Origin of the sequence: Kribbella sp. NBC_01505, assembly GCF_045040285.1 — a bacterium.
Classification (GTDB): domain Bacteria; phylum Actinomycetota; class Actinomycetes; order Propionibacteriales; family Kribbellaceae; genus Kribbella.
The window spans coordinates 8,723,661-8,737,880 of the sequence record NZ_CP109425.1; the positions used below are offsets into that span (position 1 = coordinate 8,723,661).

At 66.5% G+C, this 14,220-nt stretch carries 13 protein-coding genes; 7 read left to right on the forward strand and 6 right to left on the reverse strand.

Annotated elements, in window-relative coordinates:
• The first annotated feature begins 127 nt into the window (after positions 1-127).
• Positions 128-1,087: a DMT family transporter gene (locus OG474_RS41010; RefSeq protein WP_405059060.1), complete on the forward strand. Its 960-nt coding sequence runs from the start codon at positions 128-130 to the stop codon at positions 1,085-1,087.
• Here the strand turns inward: OG474_RS41010 and OG474_RS41015 are convergent.
• Positions 1,072-1,362 carry a DUF1330 domain-containing protein gene (locus OG474_RS41015; protein WP_405059061.1) on the reverse strand — a complete coding sequence of 97 codons (291 nt, stop codon included), beginning with the start codon at positions 1,360-1,362 and terminating at the stop codon, positions 1,072-1,074. The two genes, OG474_RS41010 and OG474_RS41015, sit on opposite strands and share 16 nt — an antisense overlap.
• An 8-nt stretch (positions 1,363-1,370) precedes the next feature.
• On the reverse strand, positions 1,371-1,931 hold the full coding sequence (locus OG474_RS41020) for an SRPBCC family protein (RefSeq protein WP_405059062.1): 561 nt from the start codon (positions 1,929-1,931) through the stop codon (positions 1,371-1,373).
• 46 nt (positions 1,932-1,977) lie between these two features.
• Here OG474_RS41020 and OG474_RS41025 point away from each other — a divergent pair, with 46 nt between their 5' ends.
• The 3 genes from OG474_RS41025 (at position 1,978) to OG474_RS41035 (ending at position 4,535) form a co-directional block, all read left to right on the forward strand.
• The gene (locus OG474_RS41025) at positions 1,978-2,673 is read left to right on the forward strand and encodes a hypothetical protein (RefSeq protein ID WP_405059063.1); all 696 of its coding nucleotides are present in this window, start codon (positions 1,978-1,980) and stop codon (positions 2,671-2,673) included.
• Complete coding sequence (locus OG474_RS41030) at positions 2,576-3,532, forward strand: alpha/beta fold hydrolase (protein ID WP_405059064.1); 957 nt, start codon at positions 2,576-2,578, stop codon at positions 3,530-3,532. Before OG474_RS41025 ends, OG474_RS41030 begins: the two co-directional genes overlap by 98 nt.
• A gap of 199 nt (positions 3,533-3,731) precedes the next feature.
• Positions 3,732-4,535, forward strand: a complete 804-nt coding sequence (locus OG474_RS41035) for a hypothetical protein (protein ID WP_405059065.1) — start codon at positions 3,732-3,734, stop codon at positions 4,533-4,535.
• 57 nt (positions 4,536-4,592) lie between these two features.
• On the opposite strand, the gene OG474_RS41040 is transcribed toward OG474_RS41035, so the two are convergent.
• Complete coding sequence (locus OG474_RS41040) at positions 4,593-5,258, reverse strand: class F sortase (protein WP_405059066.1); 666 nt, start codon at positions 5,256-5,258, stop codon at positions 4,593-4,595.
• A 395-nt stretch (positions 5,259-5,653) separates the two neighbouring features.
• Between OG474_RS41040 and OG474_RS41045 the strand changes: the two genes are divergently transcribed.
• Together OG474_RS41045 and OG474_RS41050 are read left to right on the forward strand one after the other, a co-directional pair.
• Positions 5,654-6,160, forward strand: a complete 507-nt coding sequence (locus OG474_RS41045) for a VOC family protein (protein WP_405059067.1) — start codon at positions 5,654-5,656, stop codon at positions 6,158-6,160.
• Positions 6,157-9,156 (forward strand): choice-of-anchor D domain-containing protein, encoded by a 3,000-nt coding sequence (locus OG474_RS41050; protein WP_405059068.1) that lies wholly within the window; start codon positions 6,157-6,159, stop codon positions 9,154-9,156. Before OG474_RS41045 ends, OG474_RS41050 begins: the two co-directional genes overlap by 4 nt.
• Before the next feature lie 60 nt (positions 9,157-9,216).
• Here OG474_RS41050 and OG474_RS41055 read toward each other — a convergent pair whose 3' ends face one another.
• A complete protein-coding gene (locus OG474_RS41055) occupies positions 9,217-10,581 on the reverse strand; it encodes a hypothetical protein (RefSeq protein WP_405059069.1) in 1,365 nt (454 codons plus the stop codon).
• A 183-nt stretch (positions 10,582-10,764) separates the two neighbouring features.
• On the opposite strand from OG474_RS41055, the gene OG474_RS41060 reads away from it, so the two are divergent.
• Positions 10,765-11,400, forward strand: coding sequence for a response regulator transcription factor (locus tag OG474_RS41060; RefSeq protein ID WP_405059070.1), 636 nt, complete (start codon positions 10,765-10,767; stop codon positions 11,398-11,400).
• On the opposite strand, the gene OG474_RS41065 is transcribed toward OG474_RS41060, so the two are convergent.
• Positions 11,393-12,064, reverse strand: coding sequence for a hypothetical protein (locus OG474_RS41065; RefSeq protein WP_405059071.1), 672 nt, complete (start codon positions 12,062-12,064; stop codon positions 11,393-11,395). The two genes, OG474_RS41060 and OG474_RS41065, sit on opposite strands and share 8 nt — an antisense overlap.
• Positions 12,061-14,070: a hypothetical protein gene (locus OG474_RS41070; protein ID WP_405059072.1), complete on the reverse strand. Its 2,010-nt coding sequence runs from the start codon at positions 14,068-14,070 to the stop codon at positions 12,061-12,063. Before OG474_RS41070 ends, OG474_RS41065 begins: the two co-directional genes overlap by 4 nt.
• Between the last annotated feature and the right edge of the window lie 150 nt (positions 14,071-14,220).

A 14,220-nucleotide genomic window follows, 5' to 3' on the forward strand; every position in this document is an offset into this window, starting at 1 on the left:
TCGGTTCCTGTGCCGTCTCAGAGAACCGCGCCTCCGTCGCCGGGCGTACCTGTGCGGAGGCGCTGCTCCATCGTTCGACTTCTGCTGGATCAGCCGAAGTCGTCATTTCTGCTGATCGGGGGTCCACGTGGCTAGCAACGAGATGGCCGGCCAAGTGGTCAGCAGGAGCGAGCCAGAGTCATTTCATCCGCCCGACCGGTCGGCGGTGAAGGGCACGCTGCTGGTCTTCGCCGCCGCGCTGTTGTGGGGCTCGAACGGGCTGGTGAGTTCACAGGCATCACCAGGCACGTCGGCTCTCGCGCTCGGCGCCGCCGGAATGGCGATCGGCGGCCTGCTGCTCTTCGCCACGACCCGAGGCACAACCAGGTTCGTCTCCTCGTGCAGCCGCCGTGATCGACTCCACCTCGCAGTCGGCGCGGTCGCTGTGGCCGGGTTCCCGGTCTTCTTCTACCCGGCCGTCGCGCGCGCCGGCGTCGCCGTACCAACCGCCCTTGCCATGGGCAGTGCCCCGCTGTTCGCCGGTCTACTGAGCTGCTTCATCCACCGATCACGCCCAACCAATCGCTGGTGTGTAGCCACCCTCGCCGCTGTCATCGGCTGCGTGACCCTGGTCCTGGGACGCCCGACAGCCGGTGGCTCGAGTCAAGACGATCTTGGGATGCTCCTCGCTGTGCTGGCAGGCCTGTTCTTCGCGACCTACTCGTTCATCGGAAGCCAATTCATCAGCCGCGGGCATGCTTCCGCTCAAGTGATGGCAGCGATGTTCGGCGGCGGAGGTGTGGTTGCGCTGACGGTCCTGCTCTTCGCCGGCGTTGACAACCTGGCAGATGCGCGCGGGCTGAGCATCGCGCTCTACCTCGCAGGGTTTGCGACCTTCCTCGCCTACCGGCTCTACGGCAGCGGCCTCCGGCACACAGGCCCCCACGTCGCCACCTCACTAGCCCTGGCCGAACCAGCAGTCGCCGCCATGCTCGGCGTCTGCGTCCTGGACGAGCGGCTGCCGCTGCTCTCCTGGCTCGGACTGGCCGTCCTAGGAGTCGGCCTGCTCTGGCTCGTCTACCCGGACCGCTCTCAGCGAATCCCCTGAACCACCAGTACGACGCCGGTGGATCCCGCATGTCGGTCGACCGCGATCTGCCGGTACTGCGGCGAGTCCGCCCAGGAACGGAAGGCCTCATGATCAGGAAACGAGAGTAGGATGACCTTCTCGTACTGCCACTCGCCCTCTTCGACCCGCGGCTGCTCATCGGCCGCCAGCAGCGTCCCGCCGTACTGGATCAAGACGTCCATGAACGCCGCTTGGTACCGCTCGTACCGCGCCCGGTCGACGATCGAGATCTGTGCCATCACATAAACAGACATCGTGGTCCTTACTCGAGGATGCCCTTGATCATGGCCAGTGAGCTCTGCATCTCGGGGCGGACGTCGGTGTGGCCCGGCATCATGCGTTCAGCGAGCCAGGCCATCGGGCGCGGCAGCGGCTTCGTGATGTGGAAGGACTCGGTCAGCCGGGTCCCCGTGGCTGTGGGCTGTAGCGAGTAGCGCCAGGTCGTCGAATCGGGCTTGAACTTGGTGGCGACCGTCCGAAACGCGAAGACGTCGGCGGGCGTCGCTTCCAGCACCTCACAGAGTCGGGACCAGCGGTTCCGTCCGTTCTGGTTCCACCCCCGGAACAAGTCACCAGGCCTACCCGAACTACCCGGCTCCCACCGGCACCGCACACACTCCGGACTCCACTCGCCAGTCCGCGTCACATCCGAGACCAACCCATAGACAACCTCAGGCGGGACTGCGATCTCAACACTCGTCTCCCCCTGCAGCAACCAGCCATTCAGCACATGAGTTGTCACGACCGCCAGTACGACGCCGAGCCGGCCGCCGGTTCGCCGTACCGGCACCGCGACATGCGATCCGTTCGCCGGCTCAACCACGTATCAGGGCTCAGTGTCTGCCGAATCCTGACGCGATAGGAGTTCGATGAGCATGCAGCGTTCCCTCTTTCGCAAAGTCCTCATGAGCGCGATGGCCATTTCCGCGATCGGCTCGGGTCTTACCGCCACCGCCACCGCCACCGCCACCGCTGCCGGGCAGCAGATCGACTGGCAACCTTGCCCCGAGGTGCCGACCGTCCTTTGCGGCAAGCTACGGCTGCCAGTCGATTGGGCCGCACCGAACGGAGCGACCTTCGAGTTGAGCTTCGCCCGGCGGCCGGCCGACAATCCCACGACCTCAAGGGGCGCGCTCTTCATCAATCCTGGCGGTCCGGGAGGCTCGGGCGTCAATATGACGTTCAGTGCCTCAAGCACCTTCAGCTCCACCATTCTGGAGAACTTCGATCTGATCGGTATCGACCCGCGCGGCGTGGCACGCAGCAACCAGGTCGTGTGTTCGAGCGAAGCCCTTGAGCTGCCCGGCTACACGGTCATGCCACGGAGCCGGTCCGAGTTCGATGCGCTCGTGCTCTACAACCGTCTGCTGGCGGCCGACTGCCGCCAGCAGACGGGCCCGCTCTTCGACCATGTCGACTCGATCTCGGTAAGCGCGCGATCTCGATGCGGTCAGGGCGGCTCTCGGCTTGGAGAAGATCAACTGGTACGGCGCCTCGTACGGTTCTCTAACGGGGCAGATGTACGCGGAGCTGTTTCCGCACCGGATCCGGTCGATGATCAATGACGGCAACATGGACCACAGCCTCGACGCCAACCGCTTTCTGCTCAGCGAGGCCGGCTTCGTCGAGGATTCGTACCAGCAATTCCTGCAGTGGTGCGCGCAAAGCACCAACTGCGCTGTGCATGGCCAGAACGTCGAGGCAGTCTTCGCCCAGCTCCTCAGGAAAGCGCAGGCAGGCGTACTGGTGGACCCTTCCGACGGCACCCTCGTCGACGAATGGCTCCTGTTGGACGCCACGCAATTCCGCTTCAGCAGGCCTCGCTGGGTCGAGCTCGGGCAGCTGCTCAGTTCGCTCAACAGCGGCGACGCGGGGGCCGGCCAGCCGATCCGCCGTACGTCGAGGGCAGGGGCAGCCAACACCCCTGCTGGTCTCGTGGCGGACGTGCGCCCACACTTCTGTCAGGACTGGGCGGTTCCTTATCAGACCTTCGACGAACTCTCCCGCGCCTACAAGCTGAGTCTTGACGCGGCACCGCGGATGCGTGCCTCGGTCACGGCTCTGTCCGCGGTGACCCAATGCTTCGGTTGGCCTGGGCTTGTGAACAATCCTCAACACAAACTGCACGTCACCCACACCCCGACGATCCTGATGATGAACGGGATCCACGACCCCCAGACCGGCTACTCCTGGGCACTCAACGCCAAGGCTCAACTCGGCGGCGCCGCGAGCCTGCTCACCTATCTCGGCTCAGGTCACGTGGTCTACCGGCGAACGTCCTGCACCCAGGCAGCTGGCGACCGCTACTTGATGGACCTCGCCGTACCGGCCACCGGCGCGACGTGCCCCGCAGATGATTCGACGCTGACCGGGGCCGACGACCTAGGCACGACCTCGAACGACCTCGCCCGAGGCTGGAACTAGTGGAGTTGCGGTACGGCGATGGCGGTGGCGCAGGCCCCGTCCCCAGGAAACCGGACCGCTGGTTGGGTCCGTACTAGCAGGTGATAGGCAGGTGCGCTTCCTGCGCACGCGGCCGACTGCGGACTGGGCATCACTCGCCGCACTCGGGTCCACTTCGTAGCTAAGGGAAAAGATGTCAAAGTCACGTACTCGCTCCCGTGTGGCCGGTCTCCTGGCCGGCACCGGAGCCTTGTCGATGGTCTTCGGGGGAGCCGCGTTGGCTCTCCCGGCGTCGGCGACCGCTGGATCGACGACAACGACGACCGGCAAGGCCCGACCGCCCGAGACGGGCACTATCAAGATCGACGGCGTACCGATGGTGGATGGAGAGCCAGAGCGGCGAGATCACCGAGGCTGCGACTTCACCATCACGTTCTTCAACTACGGCCGGGTGGACAACGCCACGGTTCGCTTCGACGGAGATGGAATCCGAGGGGTCAGGGGCCAGCTCAACCCAGCCATCGGAGAAGACGAGGCACTCGGCCAGGGTGATCGTGACGGCCGCGCGACCTATCGAGTCATCCTGGCGGACCCCGCCTATGAAACCTTCCAGCTGGACATCACTGTGCGGGCCGATGGCTCCGCCGGGTCGGACTCCAAGAGCCAACGATTCTTGGTGAACGGATGCAAGTACACGACACCGACCACACCACCCACCTCGCCTCCGACCGAGCCGCCCAGTACTCCCCCGACCACACAGCCAACCGAGGAGCCGTCCACTCCTTCTACTGAATCACCTTCGACCCCTGCAGAGCCACAGCCGACGGCATCCCAGAGTGCACCGGGTGTCCCGGCGCCGTCCGCCCCGGCCATTCCGACCGTGGTCGATGCAGGCTTGGCGAAGTCCTCGATTGAGGACGACTCGCCGGCACCGATCGGCATCGGACTCCTCGTGGGCGGAGCAGGCCTGCTTGCCGCCAGCGGCGCGCTTGCCTTGCGTCGGCGCGGCAAACACACCAGCTAGGTAGTGACTCGGCGCCGGTCCCGCTCACGCAGCAGGGGCCGGCGCTTCCGCTCGAAACTACTGGACAAGGCGAGCAGTCACCACGACGTTGCTGAGGTATGTGGTTCCGTTCCAGTCTTCGCATGTCACCAGCACGAGCCTGCCTGCGACCGTCTGGTCGAAGAGCATCGCTGCGTGATCCGCCAGCGCCTGCTTGCGATAGATCGCCGAGCTCGTAACCCGGTAGCGGAGCTCACCTCGAGATGTCGTCAGTACGATCTCGGCGCCCGGCCGGAGTGACTCGAGATCGTCGAAGGCCCCTCCACCGTTGTGCACCGTGTGCCCGGTGAGGACGGCGGAACCACGCGCCGCGCCTGGCCTCGACCCCGCCGACCACCATCCGACAGTTCGTGGATCAGAAGGCGGAATCAGCGCCCCACCGCGTACTCCGATATCGATGACCGGAGCAACCACCGAGAGCTGCGGTACGGCGATCTGGCGCGGGAGGCCCGGTCCTGTCGTGGCCTGAGGCTTCGGTTTCGCGAGCGAAGGCGAGGGCTTGAGAGGCGGCCCAAGGGGACGCGGTGACGTAGGCAGGACTTCCAGCGAGCTGGGGTCAGCCCGAGTCAGGTCCTCCCCGGATGCGGCGGCCGGCCCCACCGACAGCACGAGGGCGCTGATCGCGGCGGTCCATCCGCGGGACCGAGGCAGTGAGCTTGGGCGGCGATGCCGACCGCGCTTCATGCAAACACCGCCCTGCCACGAGTCCGGTCAGGGCGGCGTCCCCGCCTCTTGTCATAACGAGGACGCCGCCTACCGACATGGCAGCCGGCACCATCAAGTACGCGAGGTCGCCATCGCCCGGTTCTCCAGTTCGCGTAGGAAACGCCACAGCGGATCCGTTGCACCAACGTGCGTAGCTACGGCTATTCCCCGTCTGTGCCGGCCAGTTCGCGGAATCCCGATCTTCGATCGTGACCGCCTGCAACATCTATGCCGCCCGAAGCGCAAGATCAAGGTACCTATCGTTGCCGACCGCATCAGGTGCCCCCAGCATGGTGCCGGCTCGATTGGTATGTAGCGGACTCGACGATCGGATTCAAACGACATCGGCTAGGCAGCTGGGCTACGTTCTTGAAGTGATCAGTCATGTCGAGTTGAACGTGTCGAACCTCCAGAGATCCGTCAGCTTCTACCAGACAGCGCTTGCGCCGTTGGGGTTCGTGGCAGCGGACAGCAGCGAGGAGTACGCCAGACTGTCCAACTGCAGGGACGCGGTCATCGTGCTCTGTCCGGTCAGCGCGGCGTACGAGGATCGCGGCTACCACCGGCGCGGGATCGGCCTCGGGCACCTCGCGCTCGCGGTAGCCGGCAGGCAACTTGTCGACGACATGGCTGCCCGTCTCGATGCTCTCGGCATCGACCTGCTGGGTGACGGTCTGGTCGAGCTCGGCTATCGGCGTGGCTACTACACGCTCGCCTTCGAAGATCCCGACCGCATCATGATCGAGATCGTCCACCACGACCCGTACTACTACGCCGCCACGCCCTGGTCGAGACGACCGATCGGGCAGGCAAGTTGCCCCGTTGGGGGGCCAACGCACTCTGCCCCCAACCGCACATCGGGCAGTTCACTCGGGCGGTGAACTCTGTGCGCTTCCGCCTTATCGCTGTCGTGACCGCCGCGGCCGTCGCGACCACCGCGTTGATCGTTCTGCTTCCACGCCGCTCCGTCGCGGCCGAACCCATCGACATCCGTCAGGTGTCCACGTCGACGGCCGGGCCGGTGATCTCCGGGGACGGTCGCTTCGTGGCCGCTCAACTGGAGACGACGCTCAACGGGGCGAACGACCGGATCGTGATGCACGACCAGCTCACCGACAAGGACGAGGTGGTCTCCGATTTCCAAGCCAACAGTCAGCCGGTGATGTCTTCCGACGGACGGCTGGTCGGGTTTGCGGGGGTCAACAAAACCAGCCAGATCTTCGTCGCCGACCGGTCCAAGCCGGGACCGCCCCATCAGGTCACCGGCACGCCGAGCGACCTTGAGTTCCAGCGGATGTTGCAGTGCCGCGGCGAGGGCATCACGTTCGAGTGTGGTCCTGGTGCGATGGCTCGAGACGGCAAGACCATCGTGTTTCCCGCCCGCCTCGACCCGCACTCGCCGGCGCTCCGGATCGCGGTCGACGGGTCGAGCGTGGATCGCGACCACCCGTTCGTCGACTTCGACACCCGCGGTACGCCGGGCGATACGTCCCAGGCCCACCTGACGGTGACCGCCAATCGGGACGTGACTTTCTCCGGCCCACCCACGATTGGTGGCCCTCAGGCCACGGCGTTCTCCTCGACCAGTACCTGCACCGGCAAACTGGCCGCCGGCGCGACATGCACTGTCGACGTGACGCTGACCTTCCCGGCACCGACTTGTACGACGTTCTTCGCGACCCTGCAGACCCAAGGCGCGACTCCCGATGCCCGGACTCTCGTGCCGATGATCGCCGAGGTGGCATGCCCCGCTCCACAGCCACCGCGGCGCGAGTCCGCGGCGGCGGCCTGCTCCGACCTCGTGCCCGGCCAGCGCGCCGGCTTCGGATCGTCCTCCGTCACGAACGCCGGGAACCTGGGCGCCCCTGGAATGAGCGTACCTGTCGGCCGTAGCGGCTTCACCAGCATCGTCGTGACCAACACCGACACCGAGACCTCCGTCGGCCTCGCCCTCAACTCACCCGACTGCACCTTCGACCTCGTGACTCCGGACCAGCCCGACGCCGGCCCACCCCCCTGCAACCCCACCGGCCTGCTCAACCCCGGCGCCCAGTGCACGGCGTACGTCGCCTTCCGTGGACCGAACGTCGGCGCCTTCATGGCCGACATGCAACTGTTCCGCGAGAACGGCACCGCCCTCGGCCAGTCGTACCGCTTCGAAGCATTAGCCATCCAGGACGTCTGGCTCGCCCGCACAGACAGCACGGGGACCGGTGACTTCGCCAATCCCAGCAACCCAGGTCCGGGCATCGTCAATCTCGACATCGACGGCTCGATCATCGAGGCCGTCAGCCCGTCTGTCAGCGGGGACGGCCGCTACGTAGCCTTCCAGACCAGAGAAGACAATGACGGCCGGGACAGGGTTCTGCGATTGGACCGCAGTACCGGCGCGGTCGAGGAAGTCGGGCTGCTCGACAATGGGAAGCCGCCGAATGGTGATGCGGTCGCACCGTCCTTGTCGCGTAGTGGTCAACGCGTCGCGTTCGTCACGCCGAACTCCGCGGACAACTCGCAGGTGCGGGTTCGAGATCTCGATCTCGGACGAACCGTGCTCGCGTCGGCACGGGCGAACGACCCACAGCAGGAGGCGAGAGCACGAAGCAGCCAGCCAGCACTGTCAGGCGATGGCACCACAGTCGCCTTCACATCGCGTGGGAGCGACCTGACAGCTGACGAAACCACAGGTGAGCAGATGTATGTCCGGAACGTCGAGGCGGACTTCACCGGGGTCGGCGAGCGGGGCAACGAACTTGTGTCGGTTCGCCAGGACGGGTCCACAGCGCCTGACGTTCAGAGTTTCAGCCCGACTGTGGATGAGTTCGGCGCGTACGTCGCCTTCCAGTCGACGGGTGCGTTGGTCGCTGACGGCACGCTGGGAAGCTACGTCGTACGCCGGGCCGGCAACGCTGGTGTCGATCCCGCATCGCTGGAGTTCGGCCGCCTGCCGCTGGGAGTCACCGGCGGACCGTTGGCGGTTGCCGTGAGCAACACTGGCCGCGGTGCGATTCAGGTTGCACCGGCAGCGGCGCCGGCGCCGTACAAGGTCGAGTCGAGTGACTGCGATCTGTTGCGGCGCGGGGAGTCCTGCACTGTGACGGTCTCGTTCCGGCCGACGAAGGGTGGAGCGGCACCGGGAACACTCAGCATTGCGACGCGACAGGGATTTGCTGTCCAGGAGCCGGTGGCCGTGGCATTGTCCGGGTCCGGCCTGGATCCGACCGAGCCGCCGGGACCGGGTCAGCCACCGGCCCCGGGAGTTGCGGCCTTGTCGGTCTCGCCACCGCGGATCGCGTTTGCGGAGCAGGCGTTGGCGAGTATCAGTCCGGTGCAGCAGGCCGTCGTACGAAATGTCGGATCGGTCCCGCTGCGGATCTCCGCCAGCGGTACGTCGGCCGAGTTCCCGGTGTCCTCGCGGTGCGGACTGCTGCCCGCAGGAGCATCGTGTTCGGTCGACGTGCGGTTCAAGCCGAACGTCGTCGGCGAACGCAGCGGTGCAGTTCAGATCCGCGGGCAGGCAACACAAGCCGGCGTACGCGATCCCGCGGCGGCGACTGTGACGGTGACCGGGGCAACAGCGGTGCCGGTGCTGACGGTAGAACCGTTCATGATCCGGCCAGGGCGTACGGCGGCCGCGACCGGGACCGGCTTCGCGCCGAACACCGAGGTCAAGCTGGTCTGGTCCCAGGGCAACGGGACCAGCACCGTTCGGACCGATGCCGCCGGCAACTTCACCGTCCCGGTCCTGGTGGTTCGCCGGGACGTCCTGGGCTCGCGAGAGCTGATCGCGAGTCCGGCCGGTGCGTCCGAGGTCCGCAGCACGCCGGTACTGGTGATTCCACGGACAGGTCAACCACCGGCCTTCCTCAGCCGCGGCTGATTCGGCGCAACAAGAAAGGGCGGTTCCCCTCGGGGAGCCGCCCTTTCTTTGCTGACTGGTTCAGCCAGGGGTCGGAGTGGATGTGGGCTTCGGTACCGGAGGCGGCGTGGCGGCGAGGGAACCACCGACGTACGCCCCGTTGCGGCACTGGGAGTCGCCGGGTGCGGGCGTGGTGCAGCGAAGCCGGATCAGCAGCTTCTGGCCCTCGGTGAAGATGATCGGCGAGACGACGTGCTGATCGAACCCGTCCCGGAAGGTCTGCGTCTGCAGGCTGAACAGAATCTGCTCGTCGCGGAGCACCTCGATGATGCCGACGTCACCGGGCGATTCGTACACCAGGTCGGTGATCCGCAGGATCTTGCCCTTCGGCACCGTGAACAACGTCCCCGTCTTCACCTGCGCCGCATTGGCGGTCACCGAGATATGCTTGTCGAACGGCGTCCCTTGCAGGGCCTGCTGTTGCGCCTTTTCAAGCTCGTCACGCTGGCGCTGGGCCTCGTCCTCGGCCTTCTGCTTCGAGGGGTCGACAGTCGGGACAGTCTTCTTCCCGGCCTCCCCCGCCGCCTGCTGCGCCTTGTCGGCTGCGTCTTTGGCCTGCGATGCCTGCTGCCCGATCTGGCTGACCGGCTTGCTGACGGCCTCTTCCGCGGTCGACTTGATAGCCGGCTTCAGGACGAACAGCCACGCGGCAGCCACAGCGGCGGCCGTGGCGACGAGCGCGCCCACCGTCTTCCCCAAGGAACTGGGTAACGTGGCGTCCTGGACCATCGCCCCGTCGACGGTTGCCAACGGCCCCTGATCCGGACGCGTCGGCGTACCGGCCCGTCCGACAGCGAGCGCCGACAGCGAGAACTGCCGGGTGATCGCCGGTCCCCGCCAATGCCGTTCCAACGGATGAACACGGACCTTGACGAACGCCGCCGTACCGGGCGCGACCCGAAGCGACGACGGGGTGAATTTGAAGTCGATCACCGCTTCGGGGTCCTTGCCGGCGAAGGTGACGTCGACCGGGCGGTTGCCCCTGTTGTCGATCGCCAGCCGGTGCCGGGCACGTCGGCGGCCGTGCGACGTCCGCGGGGTCAGCTCGGCGGTGACCGCATCGAGGGGCTCGACGAGAACGACGGCTTCCGGTACGACGACCTCGCCGGTTTCGGTGGATTGGACGACGACGGCCAGCGGCACCTCCCCGGCCGCGATCGCCGTGTCCTCAGGCAACGTGATCAGCACGGTGGCCGAATCCTCGGTGCCCGGGTAGAGGGACAGGGTGGCAGGTTCGATGGTCGAGTACGGCGCCAGGTCACCGCCGACCGTCAACGTGTACGACTCGACGACCGAATTGTGGTTGGTAACTTGCACCAGGCATGCGACAGTTCCGCCGGGCCGGATGGCCAGGTCGGTTTGATCCAGATAGGCAGTAGTAGACACAGGCGAACGCTAGGGATCCGGGCCGGTCGCCGACCCCGGCGGAACGGGCAACCGTTGGGGCAGCCCGGATACCCGCCACGGCGATGAGTGCACGTTGAGTGCAGGCGAAGTGGGCGACGGAAACTGGTCGATGAGGCAACCAAACGGCCCTCCGCCCATTCGCCGCCGATCAGAAGGTAGATCATGTCCGAGCGCGTGTCCGTCCGGATCCACTCCACCGATGCCTTGTCCGAGGCCGGCATGTTCCAGACGCTGCGGTACCGCCCCGAGCTGTCAATGCAGGTGGCCGGTGACCCCGCCGCAGATCCGGCCGAAGTGGTCGCCCTGGCCGTCGCCGAGTATTTCGATGCCGACGTGGCCGAACGGATCCGGACTCTCCACGACTTCGGCCGCCGCAGGATCGTCCTCGTCGTCCCCAAGATCGACGACCAACAGCTCCTCGTCGCAGTCGAAGCAGGCGTCTGCGGCCTGGTCCCCCGCGCCGAGGCGTCCCCCGAACGCATCGTCTCCGTCCTGAGAGCCGCCGCCACCGGCCAAGGCAGCCTCCCACCCGACGTCCTCGGCCTACTCCTCAACCAGGTCTCCCGCCTGCAACGCAACGTCCTCACCCCCCGCGGCATCGGCCACACCGGACTCACCACCCGCGAAACAAACGTCCTCCGCCTGATGGCCGACGGCCTCCCCACCCACGAGATCGCCCGCGAACTCGCCTACTCCGAACGCACCGTCAAGAACGTCCTCCACGACCTCCTCAACCGTCTCCAACTCCGCAACCGCTGCCACGCAGTCGCCTACGCAGTCCGAGAAGGCCTCATCTGACCCCGCCATGCCGCACCTGGGCAGCCTTGACCCGCCCGAACTCGTCAGCGCCCCACTTGCTGCGCAACGCCACCAGTTCCGGCTCGACCAGCGCGGCCGCCGCCTCGGCGCCGAGCAGATCGGTGAGGGTGGCCTTTGCAGTCGCGAGCAGACGGTAGACGCTGAGCCGATCGCCCAGGCGTTCGGTGGCCTGAGCGGCAATCAGCACCGCCGTAAGGTAGCCCAGCGGCTCGACATCCTGAAGAGCTTGACGACGCGCGACGACCGCGGCCCGAACCGCTTCCTTGAGTGCTCCGTCTTCGAGCGCGGTGTGCGCGGTCAACAGTGCGCGCTGTACGACGTCCTCCCCGGCCTTGGCCGGCGGCAGCGCCGCCAGGACCTCCGAGCGGTCGCCCGAGGCGACTGCCGCCGACGCAACAAGCATCGTTGCGCGCAAGGTGATGATTGGATCCGCGTCGACACCGATCGCTGCCCGCGCGCGATCGATCGCTCCGGGATTGTCGCCAAGCAGTCGACAGAGTCCGGCGGCCAGGTAGTAGGCGTCAGCAGCCTCGGCCGGGTCATCGAGACGATGAGCGAATGCGCCGTCGTCGAGGAGTTGTAGCGCCAACTTGAGCTGTCCAGCGACGACGAGGTCGCCAGCCCGATCGAAGTCGACCGTCATGCGCTGGTTTCCACGATCTGGTATCCCTCGGCTTCGAGTCTGGCCGCAGTCTCGTGCACGGCTCTGACTCGAGCTTCATGATGGCGTCCGGCCCACGCCTGCAGCTCAGCCGCGAGGGTGTCGTGTTGTTGCTGTCGGAGTTGCGCCGCCTCCGCGGCTTCGGCGGCATCTGCCTCGGCCTTCCCCTTGTTCACCGTAGCTGTGGCGTGCACGTCCTGAACCTCCGCCGCCTTCGCGGCCAACTGAGCCTTGCCTGCCTCGAATCCAGCTGTCGACTCGGCACCCCGCCGCGCTTCCGCCGTCAGCGCATCCTCATGCGCCTTCAGTTGATTCAACTGCTGCGGTCCCTGCTGTTGGAGTCCGGTGACAGTCGTCTGGGCCTTTCCCAGCTGTGCCCCCAGGGACTTCGCGTCGTTCGCCGATTGAGCACACTTTACGGCCCAGCTCTCGGCCGACGGGACGACAGTTGCCGCCATGCGCAGGACGCTCGCGAGCATGTTCGCTCCTGACTCCCATCCGCCGAGCATCGCGATACCGCCACCGAGGCCGGACATGCTGCCCGCGGACTCCTGAATCTTCTGATTCGCCTCGGTTTGCCGGCCTTGCTGTGATCGGTTCTGTGCAGTGGTCCCAGAAACATCCGACAGGTGCGCTCCGGTCGCCACTTGGGCGTTTCCGAGGGCAGTGTCGAGCGTCGCCATCTGACTCAGCTGACCGGCAGCCTTAGCCTCGTCGCCGGTGGCGTCCCGCGCGTCCTGGACTGCGATTTCGCGATGTGCGGCAAGCTGATTGATCTCGGCCCGCATCGCTTCGACTTGCTCCGGCGTGCCCGGTGGATCCTCGTACTGGGGATTGACCCGCTCGACGAAAGTACCGGCTCGAGACTGCAGCGCCCCATCTACGTGAGCATGCGCCTCATCGGTCGCCGGCTCTGCTGCGGGGTCGTCCTTGGTCCACAGTTTGCTGAGCAGACCGCCAGCGCTGGTTCCATCGTTGGTGGCGTCCCAGTCTTCGACCGACGGCCCGCCGAGCGGCTTCCGTTCCATGATCTCGGAGCTCTTCAGCTGTGCTCGGGACCGAATGTCTTCAGCTGGCAGGCCCCACGGCACGCCCCCGGGTCCGAACTCGGGCGCCGCGCCAGACCCAGTGCTGTGGTCGACCGAGGCCGTCCGCGTACTCGCGGCGCCGCGACCGGGCGCTGTCTTGACCTCGATCGGACTGACCGCATCCGGTCCCGGCCGTACGGGCTGTGGTACTGGAAGGTCGGACGTACTGGGGCTACGTGCCCCCGGTCTGATCTCGGGGCCGACCTTGATCGGGCCAGCCAGATCGCCGGTATCTCCGCTGACGAACACGCGCGGACCAACCTCAATCGGGCCAGCGAGATTGTGCACGTCCAGGCCCTGCGCGGGTGGCACCGCGACAACCTGTGGCATCGCGGGTGGATCGGCCCGCCGTACCGCGCCGGCAGGATTCGCCACGAACTTCTTATTCCTGCCCGCCGGGGTAACGTCGGCGAGTTTACCCGCGGCCTTGGTCCCGGCGAGGCTGCCGAGGATGCTGCCGACACCCTTCGCCGCGTTGGACAACTGGGCTCCCTTCGCCTGAACGCTGCGCGGGTCAGACGTATCGGTGAAGGTGTGCAATGCCCGCAGTACGGCGGCCACCGGTGTGAGTGCCATCTTCGCCAGCCCGAGCACAGCTGAGACTGTGCCGGCTGTTGTCATCACTGAGGTCGCACCGGCCGCACCGGGCGCGGTCCCACCGAACGTCGGCGGCGCAGACGCCCAGGCGATCGCTGCGATGGCCGCCGCCACCAGGCCGACCACATCGGACAGGTTGCCGGCCATGTCGAGTATCGACACCAGACCCTCGACGATGTTCGCGGCGTAGTCGTATCCCTCGCCCTTGCCCATGCCAGACAGTTTGTCGGCAACCTCAGAGCCGAAGATTCCCTGACCGGTGCCGACCAGCCCCAGCGTGCCACCGATCAATGATTGGATCACGTCGACCGGAACCTTGCGGGAGAGGAGCCGGATCAAAACCCGAGAACCCAGAGTCAGTGCCGCGCCGCCCGCTGCGCCTTCAAGGAGACCGCCTGACAATCCATCGGATCCGAAAATGGCCTTGCCGACAAACGCAGCTCGCGACGCCGA

Coding starts and splice junctions, on each gene's coding strand:
- OG474_RS41025 (WP_405059063.1), top strand. CDS start 1,978: ATGAGCATGCAGCGTTCCCTCTTTCGCAAAGTCCTCATGAGCGCGATG.
- OG474_RS41015 (WP_405059061.1), bottom strand. CDS start 1,362: ATGTCTGTTTATGTGATGGCACAGATCTCGATCGTCGACCGGGCGCGG.
- OG474_RS41060 (WP_405059070.1), top strand. CDS start 10,765: ATGTCCGAGCGCGTGTCCGTCCGGATCCACTCCACCGATGCCTTGTCC.
- OG474_RS41065 (WP_405059071.1), bottom strand. CDS start 12,064: ATGACGGTCGACTTCGATCGGGCTGGCGACCTCGTCGTCGCTGGACAG.
- OG474_RS41040 (WP_405059066.1), bottom strand. CDS start 5,258: ATGAAGCGCGGTCGGCATCGCCGCCCAAGCTCACTGCCTCGGTCCCGC.